Raw genomic sequence first — 26,766 nt, forward strand, 5'->3', positions numbered from 1 at the left:
ATGTCCGACTTGTTCAGCGCGACCAGGATGTAGGGCACGCCGACCTGACGGGCGAGCAGCACGTGCTCACGGGTCTGCGGCATCGGGCCGTCGGTGGCGGCCACAACGAGGATGGCGCCGTCCATCTGGGCCGCACCGGTGATCATGTTCTTGATGTAGTCGGCGTGACCGGGGGCGTCGACGTGCGCGTAGTGACGCTTCTCGGTCTGGTACTCGACGTGGGAGATGTTGATCGTGATACCACGAGCCTTCTCCTCGGGAGCCTTGTCGATCATGTCGAACGCAAAGCTCTCGTTCAGGTCGGGGTACTTCTCCGCCAGCACCTTGGTGATGGCCGCCGTCAGCGTGGTCTTGCCATGGTCGACGTGACCGATGGTGCCGATGTTGACGTGGGGCTTCGTCCGCTCGAACTTCGCCTTCGCCACTGTTGTCCTCCTGGACTAGTTAGTGCGTGCTTTTGTGCAGCAGTGCGGTTTGTACTTACAAGGGTCGTTCCGACGACCGGCCGGGGACGGATTCTCGCAACTCCGTCCCACGAGAATTACTCGCCGGTCGCCTTGGCGATGATCTCCTTCGCCACGTTGGCCGGAACCTCCGCGTACGAATCGAACACCATGGAGTAGTTCGCCCGGCCCTGGGTCTTCGACCGCAGGTCACCGATGTAACCGAACATCTCCGAGAGCGGAACCAGCGCCTTGACGACACGGGCACCACTGCGTTCCTCCATGGCCTGGATTTGACCACGGCGGGAGTTCAGGTCGCCGATCACTTCGCCCATGTAGTCCTCGGGCGTGATGACCTCGACAGCCATGAGCGGCTCGAGGATCACCGGACCGGCCTTGCGGGCCGCTTCCTTGAGGGCCTGCACGCCGGCGATCTTGAACGCCATTTCCGAGGAATCGACCTCGTGGTAGGCGCCGTCGAGCAGCTTGGCCTTCAGGTTGACCAGCGGGTATCCGGCGAGGACACCGTACTGCATGGCGTCCTGGATACCGGCATCCACCGATGGGATGTACTCGCGCGGAACGCGGCCACCGGTGACCTTGTTCTCGAACTCGTACGACGCACCGTCTTCGCCGGTGAAGGGCTCGAGGCCGATGATGACGCGGGCGAACTGACCCGAACCACCGGTCTGCTTCTTGTGCGTGTACTCGTGCTTCTCGACCGGCTTGGTGATCGTCTCGCGGTAGGCCACCTGAGGCTTACCGACGTTCGCCTCGACCTTGAACTCGCGCCGCATCCGGTCGACCAGGATGTCGAGGTGCAGCTCGCCCATACCGCCGATGACGGTCTGGCCGGTCTCGGCATCCAGCTTCACGGTGAAGGTCGGATCCTCTTCGGCCAGCTTCTGGATCGCGGTGCCCAGCTTCTCCTGGTCGGACTTGGTCTTGGGCTCGATCGAGACCTCGATGACCGGATCCGGGAAGGTCATGGACTCCAGCACGATCTGGTGCTGCGAATCGCAGAGCGTATCGCCGGTGGTGGTGTCCTTCAGGCCGATGACCGCGTAGATGTGGCCGGCCGACGCCGAGGGAACCGGGTTCTCCTTGTTGGAGTGCATCTGGAACAGCTTGCCCAGACGCTCCTTCTTGCCCTTGGTCGAGTTGATGACCTGAGCACCGGAGTCGACCTTGCCCGAGTAGACGCGGACGTAGGTCAGCTTGCCGAAGAACGGGTGCACGGCGATCTTGAACGCCAGCGCCGAGAACGGCTCGTCGGCGCTGGGCCGGCGAGTGATGATCTCGTCCTCTTTGTTGGGCACGTGACCCTGCACGTTCTCGACGTCCAGCGGCGAGGGCAGGTAGTCGATGACGGCGTCGAGCATGGGCTGCACGCCCTTGTTCTTGAACGCCGAACCACACAGCACCGGGTACAGCTCGGAGTTGACGGTCAGCTTCCGGATGGCGCCCTTGATCTCGTCGATCGTGAGCTCATCGCCACCGAAGAACTTCTCCAGCAGCGCCTCGTCCGACTCGGCGACGGTCTCGAGCAGCTCCTGGCGGTACTGCTCGGCCTTCTCCTTCAGATCGGCCGGAATTTCCTGGACCTCGTACTTCTCGCCCAGCTTGGTCTCGCCGGTCCAGACCTTCGCGTTCATCTCGACCAGGTCGACGATGCCCTCGAAGGTGTCCTCGGCGCCGATCGGCAGCTGGATGACCAGCGGCTTCGCACCGAGGCGGTCCTTGATGGTCTGCACGGTGAAGTAGAAGTCCGCGCCCAGCTTGTCCATCTTGTTGACGAAGCAGATACGCGGCACGTCGTACTTGTCGGCCTGACGCCACACCTGCTCGGACTGCGGCTCGACACCCTCTTTGCCGTCGAATACGGCAACGGCGCCGTCCAGCACGCGGAGCGAACGCTCCACCTCGACCGTGAAGTCGACGTGTCCCGGCGTGTCGATGATGTTGATCTGGTTGTTGTTCCAGAAACACGTCACCGCCGCCGAGGTGATGGTGATGCCGCGTTCCTGCTCCTGCTCCATCCAGTCGGTGGTCGACGCACCGTCGTGGGTTTCACCGATCTTGTAATTCACACCGGTGTAGAACAGGATTCGTTCGGTCGTCGTGGTCTTGCCGGCATCGATGTGCGCCATGATGCCGATATTGCGGACCTTGTTGAGGTCGGTGAGCACGTCCTGTGCCACGGAAATCTTCCCCGCTCTGCTAGTTAGCGATCAGCTAGTCGGTATTTTCGGGAACGGCCCGGGAAATTCCGCTGCGATGCGGCCCTGACCATCACTGTGTCGAATGTCGGGTGCGGTCCACTACCTGCCCTGCACGGGCCCGATGCCGACCACACCCGACTGCGACTCGCCTCCCGGCGCCGTTCCTTCACCGGCGGACCGGGTGACCAATCACCAGCGGTAGTGCGCGAACGCCCGGTTGGACTCGGCCATCTTGTGGGTGTCCTCGCGGCGCTTCACCGAAGCGCCCAGACCGTTGCTCGCATCCAGCAGTTCGTTGGCCAGACGCTCGACCATGGTCTTCTCACGACGTGCGCGGGAGTAGTTGACCAGCCAGCGCAGCGCCAGGGTGTTGGCGCGCCCCGGGCGAACCTCGACGGGAACCTGGTAGGTGGCGCCACCGACGCGACGCGGCTTGACCTCGAGGGCGGGCTTGACGTTGTCGAGCGCACGCTTGAGGGTCACGACCGGATCGGTGCCGGTCTTCTCGCGCGCCTGCTCGAGCGCGCCGTAGACGATGCGTTCGGCGGTGGACTTCTTGCCGTCCAGCAGGATCTTGTTGACCAGCTGAGTGACCACCGGCGATCCGTAGACCGGATCGTTGATCAGCGGACGCTTGGGTGCGGGGCCCTTGCGTGGCATATCAGCTCTTCTCCTTCTTGGCGCCGTAACGGCTGCGGGCCTGCTTGCGGTTCTTCACACCCTGGGTGTCGAGCGAGCCGCGGATGATCTTGTAACGCACACCCGGGAGGTCCTTCACACGACCGCCACGCACGAGCACCATCGAGTGCTCCTGCAGGTTGTGGCCCTCGCCCGGAATGTAAGCAGTGACCTCGACCGCGCTGGTCAGGCGAACACGCGCGACCTTACGGAGCGCGGAGTTCGGCTTCTTCGGGGTCGTGGTGTACACGCGGGTGCACACGCCACGACGCTGCGGGCTCCCCTTCAGGGCCGCGGTCTTGGTCTTGGCGACCTTGTCGTTGCGACCCTTACGGACCAGCTGGTTGATGGTTGGCATATACCGGCTTTCCTTGATCAGTAACCAGTTTGTCTGGAATTCTTCGATGTCTGTTCTGCCTGGCGGTGCTCTCGGAGGAGGCTCACACCGCCGTCATAGAGCTGTCACCACTCACTCGGGAACACGTCTACCGCGCCCCGAGGTCGGGCGTGTCGCACGCAGTACATGCCGAGAAATCCGGGCACGCTGAAACGTTCGGCCGCTTTCGCTGGCTTACGATCTGCGCACAAACCTGCCCGCACGCTTCCGGGCACAGCGATCCACGATACTCGCCGCCCCAGAATCGGGCAAAAGCAGGGTCCGAAGACCACACTTCACCACCTGCGATGCACAACAACTATCTCTCGAGCGCCCTCGGGCCAGCACACCGGGGCCACCACCACGACACCGGCGACCACCACCCCCGGGAGCACGACACCAAATTCTCGAGTGCTCCTAACCCTGCCGGAGCGAAGCGGAGGCCGAAAACACCCCCCTTACCGGGCGAGGTTCAGTGTCAGCTCGGTCAGTTTCTTCGCTCCGGCGCACGGGTCCGGGTGCCCACCCGGCAGATAGTTCACCCACCAGCCGACCACGCCCGTATCCGCCGCGGGTGCCATCACCCCGCACGAGTCGGGGTCGCCTGGCCGCCGCACCTGGAGCGCGCGCCGACCCTCCACGGTCACATCCGAGGTCTGGTAGCCCAGCCGGTCGTTGTTGGTCTTCTCGTTGCGCAGTGAACCCATCTCGTACCAGTTCAGCGTCGCCATCCCGTTGCCCGAACCGGTCAGATTCCACATGCACACGGCACCGTTGAACGACGATTCGACGTACTCCGACCCGGTCGCCTCCGCGATCTTGTCGTCGGCGACGACGTCGCATTCGCGCAGCAGTTTGTCGAAGTTCATGTTCACTCCACCGCCGCTGCCGGCCGGCAGCGCCGTTCCCGGCACGGTGCTGCCGCACCCACCGGCCGCCAACCCCACCACCAGCGCGAGGACCCCGACCGCACTCGCGCGCACGCCACGGCTGCTGCGGAACCGAACACGCATGTCGCTCCTCCTCTCCGACGCCGTCATTTCAGCCGCTGCACAGTCAGCTCGGCCAGCTTGCGGTTCTTGTCGCACGGCGATGCCGAGGGCGCCCCGAACAGGCCGGACGAGGTGGACCACTCGAAGAAGTCGTCGCCCAGCTGCACCGCGAAGTCACAGATCGAGCCGTCCGAACTCTGATCCTGGAAGCCCTGATGCCCGTCGATCTCGATCGACTCCGGATTTCGCCCCTGCGCGGTCACCCAGGCCTTCTCCCGCCCGATCGGGCTGCCGCGATACGACGCGAACGTCACGCTCGGACCACTGATCCCGCCCGCCTGCCAGCTACAACCGACCGCATTCTTGAACACCTGCGACACCTGGCCCAGACCGCCGATATCGCGCACCTCGTCATCGGTGACGTGCCCGCACTCCCCGACGAACGGGCCCAGCGATGCCACTTTCACCGGTGGGCGTGGTGGCGGGGAATCACCGGAGTCGTCCCCCGAACCACACCCCGCCAGCAGTGCGGCGATGACCGTTCCACAGGCAATGGGTGCCGTCAATCGCATGCCAGCACTGTACTGGGTGAGCGGCGCGAACTTCGGGGAGTGAGAGGGGTGTGACCACGGAAGGGCGGGCTACAGGTTCCCCCTTGCTTGCTGTTCTCTTTCTATTGCCTCGAACAGGGCCTTGAAGTTTCCTTTTCCGAAACCTGTTGCGCCGTGGCGTTCTATCAGTTCGAAAAAGACCGTGGGGCGGTCGGTGAGGGGTTTGCAGAAGATCTGCAGCAGGTAGCCGTCCTCGTCTCGATCCACCAGAATTCCGCGGGACTGCAACTGTTGCACGGGGACTCGGACGTGGCCGATTCGGGAGCGCAGTTCGGGGGCCTGGTAATAGGTGTGCGGTGTGGGCAGGAATTCGACGCCTTCACGGCGCAGGGCGTCGACGGTGGTCAGTATGTCGGGGGTCGCGAGGGCAATGTGCTGAACCCCGGGGCCGCGATAGAACTGCAGGTATTCGTCGATCTGGGAACGTTTGCGGGCGGCGGCGGGCTCGTTGAGCGGGAATTTCACCCGATGATTTCCGTTCGCGACGACCTTGCTCATCAGCGCCGAATATTCGGTCGCGATGTCGTCGCCGACGAATTCCGCCATATTCGTGAAACCCATGACGCGGCGATAGAACCCCACCCATTCGTCCATCCGGCCCAGTTCCACATTGCCGACGACATGATCGACCGCCTCGAACAGCCGGTGCGGGAACCGTTGCTGATATCCGGAGCCGCGCTCGACGTAGCCGGGCAGGTACGGGCCGTGGTACTGCGAACGGTCGATGAGACTGTGGCAGGTCTCGCCGTAGGCGGACAACGCGGCGGCCCGCACCGTGCCGAATTCGTCGCTCTCGTCATGGGGTTCGACCAGAATCGTGGCGCCGTGCCGACGGGCGTGCTCGATGCAGCGGTCCACGTCGGGAACCTCCAACGCGATGTCGACGATGCCGTCGCCGTGGCGGGCGTGGTGGGCCACCAGCGGGCTGTCGGGGTCGACGGCACCGCACACCACGAACCGTGTGCTGCCGCTGTGCAGGACGTAGGCCTTGTGGTCCCGGTTCCCGGTCTCCGGGCCCGCATATGCTTCCACGGTCATTCCGAACGCCTGCAGGTAGTGGGTGAACTGGGTGGCGTTGCCGACCACCCACACCAGCGCGTCCAGTCCGAGGACCGGGAACGGGTCAGCAGCGGGATCGTGGTCGACCAGACCTACCAGGCGGCGCAACTCCGAATCGCTCGGCGCCGCGGGCCGGGTATTCGTGGGCAGATGCTCGATGGTCATACATCCAGATAAGCTCCGCTTCACGACGCTGGGCAATATCGGCGTCCTGGAGTAGCCATTCTGGTGTATTTGCTCAGTTGAAATGCCCTATTGCTGCACAATATGAATAGTTGATTTCTCGGCCGAGCACGGGAGACCGCAATGCCGCATATCTCCGCCAAGCTGGACGAACTGGATCTGGCCATCCTCACCGCCATGCACGAGCATCAGAAGGCGGGAATTCTCGAGCTGTCCCGGCGGACCCGGGTGGCGCGCGCCACCGTGCAGGCGCGAATCGCACGGATGGAGCAGGCCGGGGTCATCGCCTCCTACGACCCGCAGATCGACGTCACTGCGGCCGGATTCGAGGTGCAGGCCTTCGTGAGTCTCGAGATCGCGCAGGGCGCCCTGGACGCGGTCACCACCGACCTCGCAGCGATCCCGGGGGTCGTCGAGGCCTACGCCACCACCGGTTCCAGCGATGTGCTGTGCCGGATCGGCGCCGACTCACATACGGGACTGCAGGCGGTGCTGCTGAGCATCGACCGTAGTTCGGCGGTGGTCCGCTCACACAGTGTGATCGTGCTGTCCACGGTGGTCCCCCGGCGCACCCTGCCCCTGCTGCACACGCTCGACCGGGCGGGTACCAGCAAGGCCCCGGCGTACCGCACCGGCAGTCACTGAGAGTCGCTCATACCCTCAGGTCCGCGCCGGGGGCGAGTATTTCCACCCGCGGCACCAGGTCCGGCTCCAGGAATCCCAGCAGGGCCTGCGCCTCGGCCTCGACCGCGGCCGCTTCGGCGGCGGTCCACTCGCGGTGCGGGACGACCCGCAACCGGGCGATGTCCTGCTCGGGAAAGATCTTGTACATGCCGGCCAGATAACCGTCGAGCAGAATCGACGACACCAGAGCCGCCTTGTGCTGCAGGGTCGGAACGCCGCCCGCGGCGATGATCCGGCTGCGGTCCTTGTGTGACAGCAACACGTTGTCGTAGACGCCGAGCAATCGCACCGGAGCGGGCAGCTCCGGATCGGCGAGTTCGGCGTCGGCCGCGTCGTAGAGGGTGCGTCCGGCCTCGTCGGTGTAGCGGCGCACCCGCTCGCCCAACTGCTCGAGCCCCTTCGCGATGCCGGGCAGCCGGGACCAGGTCTGCACATCCGCCGCCGTGGCCGGGCCGAATGCACGCAGATAGCGAATGATCAACTCCGGCAGCGGATACCGGTGGTCCAGCGGTGCACCGAGCCACGGTTCGATGCGCGACCAGACCGGCCTGCTGTTGTTGCGCCACAGCCCCCGGGGCGGGGTTTGCAGCACCGGAAGCTGATACATCCAGGTGGCTGCCACCACCCCGGCCTCGCGGTCCGGATATTCCTGTGCGGCCCGGGCCCGCAATTGCGCCGCCGACAGCGGTTCGTCGCCCAGCACCTGTTCACCGCGCGCGCGAACCTCGGCGAGGTCGAGCCCAGTCATCGCCCCGTAGTGGTAGCTCTTGCGGGCCGGAATCTTTTCCAGCTCCGGTTGGATATGCGGCGCGATCCGCAACGCGTCGGCCGCGGTCACCAGGTGAATCGTGGCACGCATCAACGTGATTCGCACCAGCGAACGATCCTCGAGCCCTTGTGACAGCGTCGCGGGGTCGAAATCGGCGATGCGACTCCAGGATCCGATGAACGGCGGCGGAACATCCTGCGCTTGCAAGCCGATCAGATGTTCACACAGCTGTGGCAGCGACAGATTCGACCGCTGCAACAGGTGCTGCCGGGCCAGCAGCGTGCGGTTGAGCACCCGATTGGACAGTTTCATGGTGTGCACACCATACGGTCGGTCACCGACACGCTCCGGCAGCGGGAAATCCCCGCCGCCGGGCGCTCATCGGAGGACGGTTCAGCGCACGGTGACGACGACCTTGCCCTTCGCCGCCCGGTTGTCCAGCGCGGCCACCGCGGCGGCGGTCTCCGCGAGCGGGTACAACACCGGTTGCGGTGCGGGGATCGCGCCGGATGCGAGCAGCGGCGCCACCTCGGCCCACTGTTCCTGCAGATAGCCCGGGTGGGTCAGCACCCATTCACCCCATGCCGCACCGACGACCTCGACGTTCTTGAGCAGCAGGCGATTCACCTTCACCGTGGGGATCTCACCGGCGGTGAAGCCGACGACCAGCAGCCGCCCACCCGGGGCCAGCGAGCGAACACTGTCGGTGAACCGGTCGCCGCCGACGGGGTCCAGCACGATATCCACCCCGCGACCACCGGTCAGCTCTTTCACCTCGGCCAGCCACTCGGCGGTCAGCACTACATCGGAGGCACCGTTGGCCCGCGCGACCTCCGCCTTCTCCGGCGTGCTCACCACTGCGATCACCCGGCCCGCGCCCAGTGCCTTGGCCATTCGCAGCGTCGAGGTGCCGATACCGCCGGCCGCGCCGTGCACCAGAACCGTCTCCCCGGCAGCCAGCCGGCCACGGTTGCGCAGGCAGAAGTGCACGGTCAGATCGTTGAACAGGATTCCCGCACCCGCTTCGAGGGGGATATTGTCCGGCAGCCGGAACACCATCTCCTTCGCCGTCACCGCCGTCTCGGCGCACGCATTACCGAGCATGGTCAGCGCCACCACCCGGTCACCGGCGGTCACCGACGCGTCCTCCGGCGCCGAGCGCACGATCCCGGCCACCTCGCCGCCCACCACGAACGGCATCTCGGGTTTCATCTGGTACTGCCCCCGGGTCATCAGCACATCCGGGAATGCGATTCCGGCAGCGTGGACGTCGATCACCACGCCCCCCGGGAATGCGTCCGGCTCGTCGATGTCCACGACCTCGATGGATTCCGGTCCCTCGAGCTTGCTCACCCGGGCTGCACGCATGAATCGACCTCTCTGTCCGCGGCTGCTTTCCCACAAGTTAACCGGTCTTCGCGCACGCCTGTCCACAGGCCCGGAATTTGTTAGGCTTGGCCCGCTGATCCGAGCGAAGAGGGGGGAGTTCTTCATGGCCGGTCCCGGCGAAACACCCGCGAACGGGATGAAGATCGACCCCGCCGCACTCCGCACCTTCGCAACCAGGTTACGCACCGAATCCGACACCGTCGCGAAGCTGGATTCCGGTCTCGCCGCTGCTGCGGGTGCCCTGCCCGGCACCGGATGGAGCGCGGCCTGCACCGGTGCCGCGACGTCGGTGGATAACGCCATGGCTCGAATCGGTTCCCGCGTAACGCATATCGCGGACACTGTCGAACAGGCCGGCAAGGTGATCATCGATACCGATCAGCAGTTGCGCGAGGATCTGGAGAAGATCGGGATCCGCGCATGACCGAATCCGGTGGCACACTGACGGTCCCGGCGGTGCTGAGCTGGAATCCGGACCAGCTCACCACGGCGGGCCAGGCGGTCGAGAAGCTCTCCACGGACCTCGACAGCGCCGTCCGCACGGCTGTCGACGCGACCCAGCAGCTGGGTACCGAGCAGAGCTGGGGCGGCGGTGCCGCGCGCGCCGCGGACGCCCGCATGCTGTTGGAGAAGGCCCGCGCCTCCGCGGCGAGCCAGGCCGTGCTGGGCCTGCAGCCCGCGTTGACTCAGCAGGTGGACAACCTGAAGCACGTGCAGCAGGAGGTTCGGCGCCTGCGGGATCTCGCGGAAACCCCACCCGCACCGGGGGTTCCGGCCTTCCACGTCGAGGACGACGGCACCGTATCCATGCAGGCGCGCGCCGCGTGGCTGCGCGAGAACAAGAAGGGGCCGCACGGTGAAGATTTGTTCACCGACGCCCAGCTGCAGGCGGAACTGCTGAAGGAGAGCATCGACGCACTGAATCAGCAGGTGGCGATCCAGCGCGCCCTGGCTCAGGCACTGGGGGTCGCCACCTCCGCGATCGCCGCCCTGAACGGCGCGAAGACTCAGGTGGATCTGGCGTTCGCCGCCCTCGGCGACCCGGTCACCGGCGCAGGCGCAGCGCCGCCGGCCCCCCCGGCCCCGACGGCGCCCGCCGCGGCAGCTCCGCCCCCACCCGCGCCACCTCCTGCCGCGCCGCCCGCCGCCACACCGGTCGCGCACAATTCGGGCAGCCCCTCGTCCAACCTGATGGGAAACAGCTATTCCGGTGGCGACAACAGTTCCTACAGCGAGGGTTCGGCGGGCGGCCCCAGCAGCGGGCCGGCACCGACCGCCCAGCCCTCCGGAGATGTGCAGCAGTGGATCGCGGAGGCCAAGCAGATTCTGATCGAGATGGGATATCCGCCGGAATCGATCGACGAGAACGCGATCGCGCTGATCATCGAGCACGAATCCGGTGGCGATCCGAATGCGATCAACAACTGGGACAGCAATGCGGCCGCCGGCCATCCGTCGAAGGGCATCATGCAATGCATCGACGGCACCTTCAATGCGCACGCCGCACCCGGCCATTCCGATATCTGGAATCCGGTCGACAATATCGTCGCCGCGACGCGCTATTCGATCGACCGATACGGCTCACTCGACAGCGTTCCGGGCGTTTCTGCCGTATCCGGCGGCAGCGGTTACGTCGGCTACTGACCCTCGTCCGGGTGCGGAGCTGGATATTCACTACGCGTGGGTACACCCATCTCCGCGTAACACTGTGACGTGCGCCCCGTAAAGTCATGTCACAAGAAGCACCGCAGAAGTACGCGGCACACCGTGCAGCGCGAGGAGCACCAGTGTCACTCGATCAGCCACTCGCCCCGCTTCCCCAGGAGGGCATGGGCTTCGCCTCGGCGTGGCCCGTCCGGGCTGGCGATGTCGATCCTTACAGCAGGCTACGGCTCGATGCCGTGGCCCGGTATTTGCAGGATATCGCGTGGGAAGACCTACACAGCAGCTTTTTCCATCGCACCGATCCGGATTGGATCGTGCGCCGCACCGTCGTCGATGTCGTACGACCGATCGTGTGGCCGGACCGGGTGGAATTACGCCGCTGGTGTTCGGCCATGTCGACCCGGTGGACCAATATGCGGGTGCGCATCTCCGGGAGCAACGGCGGATTGATCGAAACCGAGGGGTTCTGGATCAATATCAACGAGTCGACGAATATGCCGACTCGGATCAGCGATCAGGGCTTGGCCCTGCTGGCACGGACCACCGATGAGCATCGACTGCGGTGGCGGCCCTGGCTCACCGATCCGGTACCGCCGGAAACCGATACCGATCTGCCGTTCCCGGTGCGGGCGACCGATATCGACCAGTTGAACCACGTCAACAACGCCATGTACTGGCAGGCGGTGGAGCACTATCTGGTCGACTACCCGAAATTGGTCGCGGGCCCGCATCGTGCGGTGATCGAATATGTCGCGCCGGTACTGGCGCGTCAGCACATCAGCGTGCGCAGCCGCTACGAGGCCGGCGACCGCACCGGTCGGCCCGTCCTACGGCTGTGGTTCATGGTGGGCGGCACCATCACCACCACGGTGCGGATCGGCGCCCTCCCCGAGTGAGCCGTTGCAGCGCGGGTGCGGACGTGCGGTGATCGGTTGCCGGTGATTCGCGGGGATTCACGCACCGGCTGCACCGGGTTCCGGGCCCACCGTGGCGGGCCCGGAACCACACGATGATCAGCCGCGTGCGGCCTTCAGCAGATCGTCGATCGTGGTGAATTTGACCCGGGGGCGGCCCGCCGACTTACCGGCACCCTTCTCCGCCGCGTCGATCGCCTTCCAGCCTTCCCGGCCGATCGCGTCCGGCTGGCGCTCCGACAACAGTGCCTCGAGCGCCGCCCGGTCGCCCTCGGGCGCCGCCAGCTTGCCCGCGGTGAAGTCCTCGAGCACCTGCTCCACGGTTTCGGTGGCATCGACCCGGTTGGATCCGATGACGCCCCGGGGGCCGCGCTTGATCCAGCCCGACACGTATACGCCGGTCACGTGCGCACCGTCCGCGACGACCCGGCCGTGCTCGTTGGGCACGACCCCGCCACGATCGTCGAACGGCAGATCCTGCACCGGCCGGCCCTTGTAGCCGATGGAGCGCAGCACCATCGACGCCGACAGCGCCTCGGTGCGGTCGGAGGCCCGCGCGACCACACGGCCGTCCTCCTCGACCAGCTCGTTGTGCACGAACTCGAGCGCCTCGACCTTGTCGTCGCCGGTGATCTCGGTCGGCGAGGCGAGATAGCGGAAGACGATCCGCTTGTTCTCCGGATTCGGCGTCTCGGCCGCGTACTCCTGCGCCAGCTCGTACTTCAGCTTCAGCGAGGGTTCGATCTGCGGATCGTCGAACAACGCCTGGCTGTGCGGGTCCAGCTCCAGCTCCGCGGGGTCGATGACCACATCGACACCCTTCAGGTGCCCGAGCGCCAGGAACTCCGACGAGGTGTAGGCGGCCTGCAGCGGCCCACGGCGACCCAGCACCACGACCTCGCGCACATTGCTGTTGCGCAGCGCCTCCAGGGCATGGTCGGCGATATCGGTCTTGGCCAGTTCGTCCGCGGGCAGGGTCAGCACCCGCGCCACGTCGAGGGCGACGTTGCCGTTGCCGACGATCACCACGCGCTCACCGGACAGATCGAAGCTGCGCTCGGCGTAGTCGGGGTGGCCGTTGTACCAGGCCACGAATTCGGTCGCGGAGTGGCTGCCGGCCAGATCCTCACCGGGCACATCCAACCGGCGATCGGTCGAGGCGCCGACGGCGTAGATCACCGCGTGGTGGTGGCCCAGCAACTCGTCGTGCGAAATATGCTTACCGACCTCGACGTTGAGCCGGTACTGCAGCGTGTCGCGGCGGAAGGCGCTCTCGAACATGGCCGACACCGATTTGGTGCCGGGGTGGTCGGGCGCGACACCGGCGCGGACCAGACCCCAGGGGGTGGGCAGCCGGTCGAACATCTCCACCTCGACGTCCGCGCGGCGCAGCAGCTCGTCGGCCGCATAGCAGGCCGCCGGACCGGCGCCGACGATCGCCACCCGCAGCGTGCCGAGTTCCTTCGGCGGGCGAGACGGGGTCACCAGCGGGTCGAAATTCGACTCGAGCGGGTGCCGCTCGAAGTACGACGCGTTGATATCGCGGAAGCGAGCCAAGGAGGCCGTCAGATCGTCCTCCGAGAAGATGGCTTCCACCGGGCACGCGTCCACGCAGGCACCACAGTCGATACAGGTGTCGGGGTCGATGTAGAGCTGCTCGGTCGTTGCGAACTCAGGTTGCTCCGGAGTTGGGCGAATGCAGTCGACCGGGCACTCGGGTACGCAGCTCGCGTCGTTGCAACAACGCTGCGTGATCACGTAGGCCATATCTCGCAGATCCTCGAAACATCATGGGGCATCCCCACCCGGGGCTCGGGACAGGGCGTGCGTCACACCGGGTACCGGTAGGCACCTATTGTGACACCACCCTTCAGTGTGCCTCGAGAGTGAGTTTCCTCTCCCGGCAGGAGGTGTGCCGAACGACACTGCCGGGGTGAACGGGGCTTACGGTATTGCCCATGGCGCGGACGCTCATCCTGATGCGACACGGTAAATCCGCTTATCCACCCGGTGTCGCGGACCGGGAGCGGCCCCTGGCACCGCGTGGCCGGCGCGAGGCCGCACTGGCGGGTGATTGGCTGCGCGAGACCCAACCGGTGATCGATGCGGTGAGCTGCTCGGATGCGGTTCGCACCCGCGAAACCCTGGCCGCAACCGGTGTGCGGGCTCCGGTGACGTTCGAGCCGTCGATCTACGAGGCCTCGCCGCGCACGCTGATCGAACTGGTCCAGCTCACCGACGACGCCGTGCAGACCCTGCTGCTGGTCGGTCATTCTCCGGGGATGCCGTGGACGGCGTGGGAACTGGCGGCCAACCGCGCCTCACTTGTCGCGGAGGAACTCGGTCGGCACTTCCCTACCTCGGCCCTCGCCGTGCTGGAATTCGACCGGCCGTGGTCGCAGGCCGATCCGGGCACCGGGGACCTGGTGCGGTTCCACATCCCGCGCTGAACCCACAGACAAACGCCAACAGCCGACAGCCGAGCGCCACGCCGACGCCGGGACGGGAGCCGGCCGGTCAGCTCACGAACTTGCCGCGGACGACGACAACAGCGCCGACTACGACCAGCAGCAGCAGCGCGACGAACCAGTTCGTCAGCGCCCAGACCACACCGAGCACGACGATCACGGGGACTGCCGCGACCAGCGCGATGAACGGACTTTCCTTGACCGTCTCCAGCGCGGAACGCGCGCGGGCCCGGTCGATCTCTTTGGCCATGTCTTCAGGGTAAGCGTTCGCGGGGCGCGCCGCTCATGGATCACTCGGACTTGCTTGGAGTGCACTCCAGGCCGGTACTGTCGAGATAGATCCGGCAGGAAGGTGCGTGGCATGTCGACAACCACCGCGAATCCCCTCGAGCACACCGAAGAGTACGACCGTCCGAAGTACTCGATCGGTGATGTGGCCGAGATTTCCGGCCTCACCCGCGACACCCTGCGCTGGTACGAGCGGATCGGCCTGATGGATTACGTCGGGCGTGATTCCAGTGGCCAACGCCGCTTCAGCGATCGAGATCTCAACTGGCTGCACCTGATCGGATGCCTGCGCGCCACCGGTATGTCGGTGGCCGACATGGTCCACTACGCGGAACTGGTGCGAGCCGGCGATTCGACCACTCCCGAACGTCTCGCGATGTTCCGCACCACCCGAGCCGGAGTGCTGGAGCGTATCGACGCACTGCAGCAGACCCTGGGCGTGCTGGATCGTAAGATCGATATGTACGAGAGCAGAGTCGCTGCCATACAAGGCATCTGAGTCCGCAGCAGCCGCATTCGAGCTCGGGTGAGCTCGCCTACATCCCGCGCGGGTGACGCAGCGCACGGTTTACGATGCCTGCGCTATGCAAATCCTCGCACTCGCCGACCCGGCCCCCACACCATCCGTTCCGGACAGCCCCCGGTGTGGTTGTGGCCTTGCGCGACACCGACTGTCGGTCCGACGACGTCCGGCGCCCGCCGGCACGCGCAACCGCAGGCCGATGAAGCGCAGACATCCGGTGCGGGAACGTTAAGGAGTACAACCGATGATCGATCAGGCCGCGGCAGCAGCTGTCGTCCGCAACGAAGCTCAGCACCGTTACGAGGTGTGGTACGGAGACAAACTCGCCGGATTCGCCGAATACCGCGAGAACGGCGAGGACACCGCCTTCATCCACACCGAGGTCGATACGGAGTTCAGCGGTAAGGGACTGGCGAGCACGCTGGCACGGCACGCCGTCGTGGACACCGTCGAACGCGGGCGCGCGATCGTGCCCCGCTGTTCGTTCATCAAGGGCTGGCTGGACAAGCATCCGGACTACGATGCTCATGTCGTCGGCAAGGGGATCCAGCGCTGACGAACCACCGGCTCAGCCGAATACCGTAGTGCCGGAATCCGTTTCCGGAGCCAGGCGCTGAGTTCCGATGACCCGCAACAGTTCCAGCTTCTGCTGCGTGTCGGTGCCCGGTCGCGGATAGTGCACCAGCAGGTTCTGCGCGGAATTCGGCGTCACCAGGCGCTCGCAGACCAGGTCCAGCAGACCGACCCGCGGGTGCAGGATGCGTTTGGCATCGGTGGTGCGTACCGCCACCTCGTGCGCGGACCACAGCTGTTCGAATTCGGGACTCACCGCCCGCAATTCCGTGACCAGTTCGGTCACGTCGGCATCGCCGGCCCGGCGCGCGGCCGTGGCCCGCAGATCCGCGACCTGACTGCGGACCAGGCGGTCCCGGTCGGCTTCCGGGAACCGCTCCCGGACCTCGGGCTCGGTGAACCACCGCCATGTCATGTAGCGGGCCATACCGGTGCAGCCGGTCTGTTCGCCGGACATGCTGATGTGCATATGGTTCTGGGCGAGGGTTTCACCGAGATCGGAGACGACGCACGCGGGTGTGTCCTCGAGCTTGTCCAGCAGATACAGCAGCCCGGGGCGCACATGCCGGTCGGCCGCGCCCCGGCGCGGTGCGGGATGCCCGCACAGATGGTAGAGATGGTCGCGCTCGTCCTCGCCGAACCGCAGGGCACGAGCCAGGGCACCGAGCACCTGCACCGACGGCCGGGGACCGCGGGCCTGCTCCAGGCGGGTGTAGTAGTCGGTGGACATCCCGGCCAGCAATGCGACCTCGTCACGGCGCAGCCCGGGGGTGCGGCGGCGTGCGCCGGGCAGCAGGCCCACATCGGCGGGCTGCAGTTGCGCCCGGCGACGCCGCAGGAAGTCGGCCAGATCGTCGCGGTCCATACGTTCCACTGTGCCCGTCCGCGCCCACGGCAACCAGGGATCGACGATCCCCCGATAAACCATCTCTGCCGGGCCCGGCGCTGCGGGCAGAGGATGTGAGCATGACATCCATCGAACAGACGACATTGGGAACCACCGGCCCGAAGGTCGGGCGCATCGGACTGGGCGCCATGGGAATGTCCGGCGCGTACGGCGCGGCCGACGAGAAGGATTCGGTCGCCACCATCCACGCGGCGCTGGATTCGGGCGCCACACTGATCGACACCGGCGATTTCTACGCGGCCGGGCACAACGAGATGCTCATCGGACGTGCACTGGCCCAGCGCCCGCGCGAGGACTACCAGCTCAGTGTGAAATTCGGCGCGATGCGCGGGCCCGACGGGGCCTTCGTCGGGGTGGACTCCCGCCCGGCGGCGGTGCGCAACTTCCTGACCTATTCGCTGCAGCGCCTCGGTGTCGATCACATCGACATCTATCGACCGGCACGCTTGGATCCGAACGTTCCGATCGAGGACACGATCGGCGCGCTCGCCGAGCTGGTGGAGGCGGGCTATGTGCGCCACATCGGGCTCTCCGAGGTCGGTGCGCAGACACTGCGACGGGCGGCCGCGGTCGCGCCGATCGCCGACCTGCAGATCGAATACGCGCTCATCACCCGCGGTATCGAGAGCGACATCCTGCCCACCGCACGAGAACTCGGCATCGGCATCACCGCATACGGGGTACTGTCCCGCGGGCTGCTGAGCGATTCGCTACGCACCCGGCCCACCTTCGCCCCCGACGACTTCCGGGCCCACAGCCCGCGGTTCCAGGGTGCGAATCTGACATCGAACCTGAAGTTGGTGGAAGCGCTGGCGAAGATCGCCGACCGACGCGACGTGAGCGTCGCCCAGTTGGCCATCGCCTGGGTGTTGTCGCGCGGTAGCGATATCGTGCCGGTGATCGGCGCGCGGCGGGTCGACCGATGGGCCGAAGCCGTTGCCGCGGCCGATATTCGACTCTCGGAGGCGGAGTTGGCGGCCCTCGAGTCCGCGGCGCCCGCCGATGCGGTCGCCGGAACGCGCTATGCCGTGGAACAGATGGCGATGCTCGACAGCGAACGCTGACTCGCCTCCGGCGCTGCTACTTCCGGCGTGGGCGGATCACCGCGGTGAAGGTTGCCGCGGCGACCGATGTTCCGGTGCTGTCGGTGATGTCGACCGGCATCGGCAGCTCGACCGGGCGCTGGGCGGTGATCTCGGCGCGGGCCTGTTCCAGCTCCTCGGCGGTCAGTTGCGAGGTGGCACGGAACGGGCCTGCTTCGCCCTTGGCCCGAGCCAGATATTCGATCCGGCCGTCGCGGGCGACGATGAACGTCTCCCCCATCAGGTCGACGATTCCGGAGATGGAAGCGCCCATCGCGGCGGTCTCGGCCAGGCCGAACAGGATCGCGGCGTGCACGTCGCCGTTGTGATTGAGGTGCTCGGGCTTCGGGGCCATGCTCACCACGTTGCGACCGGGCAGGTATTCCACCCCTTCCACCCCTGCGAACTGGATGAAGCCCAGCTTCTGAAATCCGGCCATCACCAGTTCGCCCATGGCAGCGTGGTCCATACTTCACATCTCCCGTCACACCCAGAATTGAAACGTGTTCTACTTTCTTACTCGGTACGACCACGGCATGTCCATACCCGTGCACCGTCGCCCCCGGTGCACCTGCCCGAAAATTCCGAAAAGAAGCCGGGTCAGATTCGTCCAATTTTGGATAAGCTTCATTTCACTGTGCTGAGCACGGCAGGACAACGCCCCGGATCCACGGATCCACGATGTACGAGGAAGCAGTTCATGAACGCCTTTATCGCCCTGATCGACTCCAACTCCGCCGGCACAGTGAACTCGACCAGTGTCTTCACCAATATTCTCAACATGTTCGTCACGGGTTCGGCGGGCTCCAACAGCAACGGCGGCGGCATCTTCGGCTGAGCCGCCCCGCTGAACCGTCGGCCCGACCACACCCCATGCACGGTCGGGCCGATCGGTCGGCCACTCCCGGTTCGCCGGTTCCTCAGGCCCGCAACTGCCCTGGAGTGCTGCCGAACCGGCGGCGGAACACCTTGGTGAAGCTACTCGCGGAAGCGAAGCCCAGGTCCGCCGCGATATCGGCGACACTGCGATGCCGGTACGCGGGACTACGCAGGCGATCGCGAGCGAGCAACAGCCGCTCTTCCCGGATGACCTCACTAGGCGTCGTGCCGGCATTGCTGAACGCCAGTTGCACCTGGCGCAGCGACCACCCGAGCGCCGCGGCCACCTGCGCGCCGGTGAGTTCCGGATCGCGTGCATGCACCCGGATATAGCGCCGAGCAGCCGCGTCCACCTGCGCCAGCTGCGAGGTGGAGGCCGGATTCCCGCCGAGGATATGCGTACACAGTAGATCGACCAATTGCTCGGCCACAGTATCGAATTCGTGAGCGTCGAGCGCATCGCGCTGCGAGTACAGAGTTCGCACCACGGCGCCGGCCACCGCACCGAGTCCGGTACCGAAATCCAAGGGACGTGGCGGCGGCGCCGCACCGTTGAGACGATGCCGCACCTCTACGTCGGAGATGGTCACGATCAGTCCGTGCGAGCCTTCGCTCATCCACAATGCGAACGGATCGTCGGTGGATACCAGGCATGCGGTGCCGGGGGACAAACATCCTTCGTCGCCCTTGTAGTGGAACGCCAGTGTGCCCCGGAAGGGGACGATCAGGCGATAGTCGGGGTCCGGATCGGATCGAATGAGTTTCGGACTCCGGGTGTAGCCGACGGCACCGGATTCCCACCCGACCAGCTGATAATTGCCGCTGCGCCGCAACCACGTTCGTCCGTGGAAATCAGCCGAGTCCGGAAACCGGAAGCCCAGACCGCCCTGATACGAGCGGATCAACTGCGTCCAGTAATCGAGCCGATCCTGCGGATCGACAGTACTGGTCGTGGCCGATTCGGCACTGATCGTCACCCTGTCACCGCCAAGTTCCCGGTTTATGCGCATCTGAACAATACCGCTGCGCCGCAGGACACGCCGCGGCATTACCACGATCGCTACGGTCGGCGCACAGCTGAGAAAACGACCCGCCCCGAGCACAACCCATGCCGGCCGGGTTCGTTCATGATTTCGAGATTCAGGAGTGTGGAATGCGCAGAATCGTGATCGGTGACGACGACACGGGACAGGGGCGGATCCTTGCCGACGACGACATCGCACCGCTCACCCTGGCAATGCTCCCCGGGGCGCAAGTGCATCGCATGTGGGAACTCGACGAGCCGCCGCAACTCCCGCTGACCGGCCTGCCGCCGCGCACCGAGACCACCTTCTTTCCCGGTCCCGGCGGGCTTCGGTTCGGATACATCTCGATCCCCGGAGGTCTGTCCTACGAGCCCGACCCGACACTGTCGGAGACCGCGATGGCCGGACTCGTCGCCGAAGCCGAGACCAAGGTTGCGGGAATGATGGCGAGCTTCGATCCGCAGCGCCCCGGAATGCATGCCACCGACAGTATGGACATGGTGGTCGTGCTCAGCGGACAGGGCCGGATGCGGATCGACGACGGCACGGACGTCACTCTGCAGCCGGGCGATTGCGTGATCCAGCACGGCACCCCACACGGCTGGTTCAACGACGGCACCGAACCCTTCGTATTCTGCTACACCCTGTGCGGGGTCGCGCCGAACACGCCGGTCGAACCGTAGCGTCATGCGAATTGTCGGGAACCGTTGGCGCAGTTTCGAGTACACGCCGGTCAGCGCAGGGCCATGTGCTGTTGCGCTGGCTCCCGACGTGGTGGGCGCGACACAGACATTCGTCGACTGCCTGCTGGTGAACATCGTCGTCGAACCGGGTGACTACCCCTTGCGCGAACATGCCGTTCACATGCTGCATCGCGCCTGTACGACCGACACCGCATCGTCGGTAGTCATCTCCGCAACGCCACAGTGCGCACTACCGGGTATCCGGGACCTCGTTCCCGCCGCTGGGGCGATCGACGTTCTCACTCATGTCGCGGACACCATCGACATCGGCACCGAGCTCACCGAACGGCTCAGTGAGCATGTCCAGCACGTCCACCTGATCCCGTTCGGCTGGCGGCTCGTCACCCGCACCGATGCCGTAGCGCCGCCGCCGCGGCCGCATTGCCCGCACGCACTGGTCTCGGCACAGTCGGGCCGGATGCGCACCTTCCGCTCGCACCGTTGATCGCCGGCGCAGCGGTTGACCTTCACGTTGGCTGAAGCTTCATCATGAGGTGGTGACTGATTCCCGGCTGCTGACGATCGGCGAGTTCGCGCGAGCGAGCGGGCTCACGGCGAGCGCGCTGCGCTTCTACGCGGATTCCGGGCTACTCACACCGGCCGTCGTCGACCCCGGCTCCGGGTATCGCTATTACGACGAGAGCCGACTCGATCGCGCGGTGACCATCCGGGAACTACGCGAGATCGGCATGTCGCTGGGCATCATCGCGGAGGTACTCGAATCCGGCGCCGCCCGGGCCGCACGGCTCATCGACGAGCACCTGATCGGGCTGGAGCAGCAGCTGCAGCGGGCCCGCACCCGGGCCGCGGAGCTCGAGCGGACGCTGGGACCGGGACGCGACCGCGAACTCACGACGGTCAGCGGCCCGATATTCGCGATGGCCGTCGAACAGATTCTCGCCGCCACCGCCCGGGAACCGGACCACCCCGTGCTGGGCGGCGTGCATATCGAGGTGTCCACCGAAGCACTCACCCTCACCGCCACCGACCGCTACCGCCTGTCCACCCGCACTCTCGTCGCCGGCCGGCGGGAACGCCCCGAAGGCACCGACTGGTCCGCCACGGTCGCCGGCGACGACCTGCGGCTGGCGGTTCCCGAACTGCGCCGCGGCCATATCGTGCAGCTCACCGCCGCACCGCACGCCCTGATCTTCCGAGCCGGGGACGCGGCGTCGCGTAGCTGCCGCATCCTGCCCGGGACCTTCCCCGACCATCGGGTGCTGCTCGATTCGATCGGGGCGGCTCGCACCCGCGTCGTCACGGCGCACGACGGCTTGGTTCGAGGACTGGAAAACATACGCGCACAGCATGTTCTGCTGCGCATCGCGCACGGTTCGCTCACCCTCTGCGAACCCGGATCGCCGCGCCGGGCAGCGCCGGCCGCGGTGGTGACCGGTCCGGACATCGAGCTCGCCTTCGACCTCACCACCCTCTATCCGGCGATCGGCACCGCCATCGGGCCCGACGTGATGATCGACATCACCGGACCGGATCGGCCGATCGTCATCCGTTCCGCCGACGACGGCGATCTCACCTCACTCGCCATGCCCGTCGATCCGTCCAGCATCAGGAGTGCCGATGACCACGACCGACCCGACCATGAATGCCATCGCCGCGGCGACCGAACGCGCCCGTCGCGGTGAGACGGACACTGCGCGAGCAGAACTCGTCGAACTCTGGACCGAACTGGGCCCGCACGGCGATCCGCTGCATCGCTGCACCCTCGCCCATTACCTCGCCGATCTGTACCCCGACCCGGCCCGCGCGCTCACCTGGGATATCCGAGCCCTGGATGCCGCCGCCGCGCTCACCGACGCCCGCGTCCAGCGCCATCACGACTCGCTGCACATCGCCGGCTTCTACCCCTCACTCCATCTGAACCTCGCGGACAACTATCGGTTGCTCGGATCGTTCGACGCGGCGACCGAACACCTGGTCGCGGCGGGTCGTTTCACCGAGGCCCTCCCGGACGACGCCTATGGTCGGATGATCCGCCGGGCACTCGACGAGACCCGCGACATGATCGCCGCAGGATCCCGGGAGCGCCGGCCCTCCGCACCGGGGAGTACCGGCTCCTAGGCCCGCAGGAGTAGTGGTCCGACGATCCGGGCGAATCCGGCACCGGGAGCACCACATCCGGCAGCGGCGAGCACTCCCGCACTCGGGCGTCCTCGGATACCGTGGATATCCTGCGGTGCAGCTGGTGACGAAGGTGGGTGAGATCGCTGTGTTCGACCCGTTGGCCGATATCGACCGGGCCCTTGCCGACCGGGCCGGATGGACATGGTTCGACGACCACCTGCGCTATACGTGCGGTGTACTCGATCTGCTGCGGCGCGACGAGCTGGCACAGCTGCCCGTCAAATCCACGCGGATCCGGATCGACCCGGGCGAGGTATGTCTCGCCGAGGGGCCTGCGCAGTGGTATTTCTGGCGCGCGACCGGGGACGGCAGTTGGACGCGTAACGAGATCTACGCCACCGGAACCGCCTCGTTCGTCGCCGCGGCGCAATTGGGCAATGCCTTGGCGAATCGGGCCCGCCGACATCGCGCCGAGGTGGCCGCGCAGCAGCGCTGGGTCCCCGAACGCCCCGGCTCGGCGATGATCTCGACCCAGCGCGTACACCTCACCAACAACGACATCTCCGCGGGCATCCGGTGGTCGGCGCTGGATACCATCGACCTGACCGGCCCCGACCGGATCGTCGCGAGCTATCGCGGCAGCGGCGGAAGTCTGCGGCAGTGGCAGCTGCAGAGCCCGTGGGCAACGTTGATATTCGTCGTCGCCGGACATCTGCATTTCCCCAATCACCCGCTGCTGCTGTCGGGTAATTGGCTGCCCGGCGGATTCGAGGAGAAATGCCATCTGGCAGGCAAATCGTGCCCCCAGGTGCGGGAAAGGCAGTGATCATGCCGCCGCCGGCACCGAACGCGCTGAAAATGTCGGTATCGCGTGGCACGATCACTGGGTGAGCAGCACCTCTCCCCAGCAACGACGCCGCGACCTGGCGCTGCTGCGGCGCGTACGCGATCGGATCGATCGCGAATATGCGAAACCGCTCGACGTCGAGGCATTGGCGCGCGAGGTGCACATGTCGGCGGGCCATCTGAGCCGACAGTTCCGCCTCGCCTACGGGGAATCGCCGTACGGATATCTGATGACGCGGCGCATCGAACGTGCGATGGCGCTGCTGCGCCGCGGTGATCTCAGCGTCACCGACGTGTGTTTCGAGGTCGGCTGCCAGTCGCTGGGTACCTTCAGCACCCGCTTCACCGAATTGGTGGGCGTATCGCCCAGTGTCTACCGGCGTGAGGCCGCCGACGCCACTCGCGGTATGCCCTCGTGCGTGGCGAAACAGGTCACCAGACCGATCAGGAATCGAGAAGCGCGGGTTACCGAGCGGCAATAACCTGAAGCTCATGCAGATCACCATTCACAACACATTCCTTCCGCAGGACGATCCGGAAGCCGCACTGACCTTCTACCGTGATGTGCTCGGCTTCGAGGTCCGCAACGATGTCGGCTACAAGGGCATGCACTGGATCACCGTCGGGCCGGCCGGGCAACCGGACACCTCGATCGTGCTGTACCCGCCGAACGCCACCCCGGGTATCACCGACGACGAACAGCGCACCATCGCCGACATGATGGCCAAGGGCACCTTCGCCAGCGTCAATCTCGCCGCCGAGAACGTCGACGAACTGTTCGATCGGATGCAGGCCGTGGGCGCCGAGGTGGTGCAGGAGCCCACCGATCAGCCCTACGGCGTACGCGACTGCGCCTTCCGCGACCCGTGCGGCAATCTGCTGCGCATCCAGCAGTCTTCCTGACCCGTCACCGACCGAACCGAATACGGAGAGACCATGAGCAAGGCCGCGAGACCGGACCAGCATGTCGCCGACAGTCACGATCTCATTCGCGTCCACGGGGCGCGGGTGAACAATCTGAAGGACGTGAGCGTCGAGATCCCCAAGCGCCGGTTGACCGTATTCACCGGTGTCTCCGGTTCGGGCAAGAGCTCGCTGGTATTCGGCACCATCGCCGCCGAATCGCAGCGGATGATCAACGAGACCTACAGCGCCTTCGTCCAGGGTTTCATGCCGACCCTGGCCCGGCCCGAAGTCGATTTCCTCGACGGTCTCACCACGGCCATCTCCGTCGACCAGGAACGGATGGGCGCCAACCCGCGCTCCACCGTCGGCACCGCCACCGATGCCAACGCCATGTTGCGCATCCTGTTCAGCAGGCTGGCACAGCCACAGATCGGCTCACCCAACGCCTATTCGTTCAATGTGCCCTCGGTGACCGCCAGCGGTGCGATAACCGTCGAACGAGGCGGTAAGACCAAGACCGACAAAGCGACCTTCCACCGGCTGGGCGGCATGTGCCCACGCTGTGAGGGGATGGGGTCGGTCACCGATTTCGATCTGACCGCGCTGTTCGACGACAGTCTTTCGCTCAACGAGGGAGCCCTGACCATCCCCGGGTACAGCATGGACGGCTGGTTCGGGCGGATCTACCGGGGCTGTGGCTTGTTCGATCCGGACAAGCCGATCCGTAAATACAACAAGCGCGAGACCCACGATCTGCTCTACAAGGAGCCGACCAAGATCAAGGTGGAGGGCATCAACCTCACCTACGAGGGGCTCATCCCCAAGATCCAGAAGTCGATGTTGTCCAAGGACGTCGACGCCATGCAGCCACATATCCGCGCCTTCGTCGAACGCGCGGTCACCTTCACGACCTGCCCCGAATGTGACGGCACCCGTCTCGGCCCCGAGGCCCGCGGCTCGAAGATCGCGGGCAAGAGCATCGCCGACGTGTGTGCCATGCAGATCAGCGACCTGGCCGGATGGGTCCGTGAACTCGACGAGGCCTCGGTGCGCCCGCTGCTACACGGGCTACAACACCTACTCGACTCGTTCACCGAGATCGGGCTCGGCTACCTGTCCCTGGACCGCCCGGCGGGAACGCTCTCGGGTGGAGAAGCCCAGCGCACCAAGATGATCCGTCACCTCGGCTCGTCACTCACCGATGTCACCTACGTCTTCGACGAGCCCACCGTCGGACTGCACCCGCACGATATCGAGCGGATGAACAACCTGCTGCTGCAGTTGCGGGACAAGGGCAATACCGTGCTGGTGGTCGAGCACAAGCCGGAGGCGATAGCGATCGCAGACCATATCGTCGACCTCGGCCCCGGCGCCGGAACCGGCGGTGGCACCGTATGTTTCGAAGGTGATCTCGACGGGCTGCGGCACAGCGACACGATTACCGGCCGCCATCTCGACGATCGGGCGAAACTGAAGGACGACACTCGTCCCCCGTCCGGCGCAGTGGAGATTCGCGGCGCTGCGACGCACAATCTGCAGAACGTGGATGTCGACATCCCGCTCGGCGTGCTGTGTGTGATCACCGGCGTGGCCGGGTCCGGGAAGAGTTCACTGATCCACGGTTCGGTCGCCGACCGAGACGGTGTGGTGGTGGTCGATCAGGGCGCGATCCGCGGTTCCCGGCGCAGCAACCCCGCCACCTACACCGGATTGCTCGAGCCCATCCGTAAGGCATTCGCCAAGGCCAACGGCGTCAAACCGGCGCTGTTCAGCGCGAACTCGGAGGGCGCCTGCCCGGCCTGCAACGGCGCCGGAGTGATCTACTCCGACCTGGCGATGATGGCCGGAGTGGCCACCACCTGCGAGGAATGCGACGGTAAGCGCTTCCAGGCTGCCGTTCTCGACTACCACCTCGGCGGACGCAACATCAGCGAGGTGCTGAACATGTCGGTCGCCGAAGCCGAGGACTTCTTCGGCGAGGGCGAGGCGCGGATTCCCGCGGCACACAAGATCCTGCAGCGGCTCGAGGACGTGGGCCTCGCCTATCTGAAACTGGGACAGCCGTTGACCACGTTGTCCGGCGGTGAACGCCAGCGCATCAAGCTCGCTACCCATATGGGCGAGAAGGGCGGCATCTACGTCCTCGACGAGCCCACCACCGGGCTGCATCTGGCCGATGTGGAAAACCTGCTGGGCCTGCTCGACCGTTTGGTCGACGCCGGTAAGTCGGTCATCGTCATCGAGCACCACCAGGCCGTGATGGCCCATGCCGACTGGATCGTCGACATCGGCCCCGGTGCCGGCCACGACGGCGGGAGGATCGTCTTCGAAGGCACTCCCGCCGATCTGATCGCCGACGGCAGCACCCTCACCGGCGCACATCTGGCGAGCTACGTCGGCGCCTGAGGCCGGGTGAGCCGCGGACAGCGTCGACCGAGCGCCGGGGAAACGCCTGCCCG

Annotated in this window: 31 protein-coding genes; 17 read left to right on the plus strand and 14 right to left on the minus strand. The window is 65.9% G+C overall.

The genetic code is table 11. The annotated features are described in order from the left end of the window. The 7 genes from NV2_RS29285 to hppD form a co-directional block, all read right to left on the minus strand. Positions 1-425: GTP-binding protein (locus NV2_RS29285; RefSeq protein WP_157103148.1), on the minus strand; the 425-nt coding region annotated here is incomplete at its 3' end. 116 nt (positions 426-541) lie between these two features. Continuing rightward, positions 542-2,644: an elongation factor G gene (fusA, locus tag NV2_RS29290; protein WP_067881756.1), complete on the minus strand. Its 2,103-nt coding sequence runs from the start codon at positions 2,642-2,644 to the stop codon at positions 542-544. A 210-nt stretch (positions 2,645-2,854) separates the two neighbouring features. Beyond that, positions 2,855-3,325, minus strand: a complete 471-nt coding sequence (gene rpsG / locus NV2_RS29295) for a 30S ribosomal protein S7 (RefSeq protein WP_067881759.1) — start codon at positions 3,323-3,325, stop codon at positions 2,855-2,857. A gap of 1 nt (position 3,326) precedes the next feature. Further along, positions 3,327-3,701, minus strand: a complete 375-nt coding sequence (rpsL, locus tag NV2_RS29300) for a 30S ribosomal protein S12 (protein WP_067881762.1) — start codon at positions 3,699-3,701, stop codon at positions 3,327-3,329. Positions 3,702-4,177: 476 nt separating this feature from the next. Then, positions 4,178-4,732, minus strand: coding sequence for a DUF3558 domain-containing protein (locus NV2_RS29305; RefSeq protein WP_067881766.1), 555 nt, complete (start codon positions 4,730-4,732; stop codon positions 4,178-4,180). Positions 4,733-4,755: 23 nt separating this feature from the next. After that, positions 4,756-5,283, minus strand: a complete 528-nt coding sequence (locus tag NV2_RS29310) for a DUF3558 domain-containing protein (protein ID WP_067881771.1) — start codon at positions 5,281-5,283, stop codon at positions 4,756-4,758. A gap of 69 nt (positions 5,284-5,352) precedes the next feature. After that, a complete protein-coding gene (gene hppD, locus NV2_RS29315; RefSeq protein ID WP_067881774.1) occupies positions 5,353-6,546 on the minus strand; it encodes a 4-hydroxyphenylpyruvate dioxygenase in 1,194 nt (397 codons plus the stop codon). A 141-nt stretch (positions 6,547-6,687) separates the two neighbouring features. Between hppD and NV2_RS29320 the strand changes: the two genes are divergently transcribed. After that, positions 6,688-7,209: an Lrp/AsnC family transcriptional regulator gene (locus NV2_RS29320; protein WP_067881777.1), complete on the plus strand. Its 522-nt coding sequence runs from the start codon at positions 6,688-6,690 to the stop codon at positions 7,207-7,209. A gap of 7 nt (positions 7,210-7,216) precedes the next feature. On the opposite strand, the gene NV2_RS29325 is transcribed toward NV2_RS29320, so the two are convergent. Then, positions 7,217-8,329 carry a winged helix DNA-binding domain-containing protein gene (locus NV2_RS29325; protein WP_067881780.1) on the minus strand — a complete coding sequence of 371 codons (1,113 nt, stop codon included), beginning with the start codon at positions 8,327-8,329 and terminating at the stop codon, positions 7,217-7,219. Between the two features lie 81 nt (positions 8,330-8,410). After that, positions 8,411-9,385 (minus strand): NADPH:quinone oxidoreductase family protein, encoded by a 975-nt coding sequence (locus NV2_RS29330; RefSeq protein WP_067881783.1) that lies wholly within the window; start codon positions 9,383-9,385, stop codon positions 8,411-8,413. A 124-nt stretch (positions 9,386-9,509) separates the two neighbouring features. Between NV2_RS29330 and NV2_RS29335 the strand changes: the two genes are divergently transcribed. The 3 genes from NV2_RS29335 (at position 9,510) to NV2_RS29345 (ending at position 11,967) form a co-directional block, all read left to right on the plus strand. Next, positions 9,510-9,830, plus strand: coding sequence for a WXG100 family type VII secretion target (locus tag NV2_RS29335; protein ID WP_067881786.1), 321 nt, complete (start codon positions 9,510-9,512; stop codon positions 9,828-9,830). Beyond that, positions 9,827-11,050, plus strand: a complete 1,224-nt coding sequence (locus NV2_RS32770; RefSeq protein WP_067881789.1) for a transglycosylase SLT domain-containing protein — start codon at positions 9,827-9,829, stop codon at positions 11,048-11,050. Before NV2_RS29335 ends, NV2_RS32770 begins: the two co-directional genes overlap by 4 nt. A 143-nt stretch (positions 11,051-11,193) precedes the next feature. Beyond that, positions 11,194-11,967, plus strand: a complete 774-nt coding sequence (locus NV2_RS29345; protein WP_245662826.1) for an acyl-[acyl-carrier-protein] thioesterase — start codon at positions 11,194-11,196, stop codon at positions 11,965-11,967. Positions 11,968-12,084: 117 nt separating this feature from the next. On the opposite strand, the gene NV2_RS29350 is transcribed toward NV2_RS29345, so the two are convergent. Continuing rightward, positions 12,085-13,752 carry an FAD-dependent oxidoreductase gene (locus NV2_RS29350; RefSeq protein WP_067881797.1) on the minus strand — a complete coding sequence of 556 codons (1,668 nt, stop codon included), beginning with the start codon at positions 13,750-13,752 and terminating at the stop codon, positions 12,085-12,087. Positions 13,753-13,943: 191 nt separating this feature from the next. Here NV2_RS29350 and NV2_RS29355 point away from each other — a divergent pair, with 191 nt between their 5' ends. Further along, complete coding sequence (locus NV2_RS29355) at positions 13,944-14,435, plus strand: SixA phosphatase family protein (protein ID WP_067881800.1); 492 nt, start codon at positions 13,944-13,946, stop codon at positions 14,433-14,435. A gap of 67 nt (positions 14,436-14,502) precedes the next feature. On the opposite strand, the gene NV2_RS29360 is transcribed toward NV2_RS29355, so the two are convergent. Next, on the minus strand, positions 14,503-14,703 hold the full coding sequence (locus NV2_RS29360; protein WP_067881803.1) for a hypothetical protein: 201 nt from the start codon (positions 14,701-14,703) through the stop codon (positions 14,503-14,505). Positions 14,704-14,814: 111 nt separating this feature from the next. Between NV2_RS29360 and NV2_RS29365 the strand changes: the two genes are divergently transcribed. Both NV2_RS29365 and NV2_RS29370 read left to right on the plus strand, forming a co-directional pair. Then, positions 14,815-15,240, plus strand: a complete 426-nt coding sequence (locus NV2_RS29365) for a MerR family transcriptional regulator (RefSeq protein WP_067881806.1) — start codon at positions 14,815-14,817, stop codon at positions 15,238-15,240. A 268-nt stretch (positions 15,241-15,508) separates the two neighbouring features. After that, positions 15,509-15,820, plus strand: coding sequence for a GNAT family N-acetyltransferase (locus NV2_RS29370; RefSeq protein WP_067881810.1), 312 nt, complete (start codon positions 15,509-15,511; stop codon positions 15,818-15,820). A gap of 12 nt (positions 15,821-15,832) precedes the next feature. Here NV2_RS29370 and NV2_RS29375 read toward each other — a convergent pair whose 3' ends face one another. After that, complete coding sequence (locus tag NV2_RS29375; protein WP_067881855.1) at positions 15,833-16,702, minus strand: helix-turn-helix transcriptional regulator; 870 nt, start codon at positions 16,700-16,702, stop codon at positions 15,833-15,835. Positions 16,703-16,803: 101 nt separating this feature from the next. On the opposite strand from NV2_RS29375, the gene NV2_RS29380 reads away from it, so the two are divergent. Beyond that, entirely contained in the window at positions 16,804-17,808 is a 1,005-nt protein-coding gene (locus NV2_RS29380) for an aldo/keto reductase (protein WP_067881813.1), read from the plus strand. A gap of 16 nt (positions 17,809-17,824) precedes the next feature. Here NV2_RS29380 and NV2_RS29385 read toward each other — a convergent pair whose 3' ends face one another. After that, complete coding sequence (locus NV2_RS29385; protein ID WP_067881818.1) at positions 17,825-18,295, minus strand: PaaI family thioesterase; 471 nt, start codon at positions 18,293-18,295, stop codon at positions 17,825-17,827. A 231-nt stretch (positions 18,296-18,526) separates the two neighbouring features. On the opposite strand from NV2_RS29385, the gene NV2_RS31605 reads away from it, so the two are divergent. Next, the gene (locus NV2_RS31605) at positions 18,527-18,664 is read left to right on the plus strand and encodes a hypothetical protein (RefSeq protein ID WP_157103149.1); all 138 of its coding nucleotides are present in this window, start codon (positions 18,527-18,529) and stop codon (positions 18,662-18,664) included. Between the two features lie 82 nt (positions 18,665-18,746). Here the strand turns inward: NV2_RS31605 and NV2_RS29390 are convergent, their stop codons facing one another. Further along, positions 18,747-19,682, minus strand: coding sequence for an AraC family transcriptional regulator (locus NV2_RS29390; RefSeq protein ID WP_168436046.1), 936 nt, complete (start codon positions 19,680-19,682; stop codon positions 18,747-18,749). Positions 19,683-19,858: 176 nt separating this feature from the next. Here NV2_RS29390 and NV2_RS29395 point away from each other — a divergent pair, with 176 nt between their 5' ends. The 8 genes from NV2_RS29395 (at position 19,859) to NV2_RS29430 (ending at position 26,713) form a co-directional block, all read left to right on the plus strand. Next, a complete protein-coding gene (locus NV2_RS29395) occupies positions 19,859-20,413 on the plus strand; it encodes a cupin domain-containing protein (protein WP_168436045.1) in 555 nt (184 codons plus the stop codon). 4 nt (positions 20,414-20,417) lie between these two features. Next, entirely contained in the window at positions 20,418-20,918 is a 501-nt protein-coding gene (locus NV2_RS29400; RefSeq protein ID WP_067881827.1) for a hypothetical protein, read from the plus strand. Between the two features lie 52 nt (positions 20,919-20,970). After that, positions 20,971-22,116, plus strand: coding sequence for a DNA polymerase III subunit beta family protein (locus NV2_RS29405; protein WP_084475695.1), 1,146 nt, complete (start codon positions 20,971-20,973; stop codon positions 22,114-22,116). Beyond that, positions 22,052-22,552, plus strand: coding sequence for a hypothetical protein (locus NV2_RS29410; protein ID WP_067881830.1), 501 nt, complete (start codon positions 22,052-22,054; stop codon positions 22,550-22,552). Before NV2_RS29405 ends, NV2_RS29410 begins: the two co-directional genes overlap by 65 nt. A gap of 115 nt (positions 22,553-22,667) precedes the next feature. Next, entirely contained in the window at positions 22,668-23,381 is a 714-nt protein-coding gene (locus tag NV2_RS29415) for a hypothetical protein (protein ID WP_067881834.1), read from the plus strand. A 61-nt stretch (positions 23,382-23,442) separates the two neighbouring features. Continuing rightward, positions 23,443-23,883 carry a helix-turn-helix transcriptional regulator gene (locus NV2_RS29420; protein WP_067881837.1) on the plus strand — a complete coding sequence of 147 codons (441 nt, stop codon included), beginning with the start codon at positions 23,443-23,445 and terminating at the stop codon, positions 23,881-23,883. Between the two features lie 10 nt (positions 23,884-23,893). Further along, the gene (locus NV2_RS29425; protein WP_067881840.1) at positions 23,894-24,304 is read left to right on the plus strand and encodes a VOC family protein; all 411 of its coding nucleotides are present in this window, start codon (positions 23,894-23,896) and stop codon (positions 24,302-24,304) included. Between the two features lie 33 nt (positions 24,305-24,337). After that, positions 24,338-26,713 (plus strand): ATP-binding cassette domain-containing protein, encoded by a 2,376-nt coding sequence (locus NV2_RS29430; protein WP_067881843.1) that lies wholly within the window; start codon positions 24,338-24,340, stop codon positions 26,711-26,713. Positions 26,714-26,766: the final 53 nt, after the last annotated feature.

Source organism: Nocardia vermiculata NBRC 100427, from assembly GCF_001613265.1.
Classification (GTDB): domain Bacteria; phylum Actinomycetota; class Actinomycetes; order Mycobacteriales; family Mycobacteriaceae; genus Nocardia; species Nocardia vermiculata.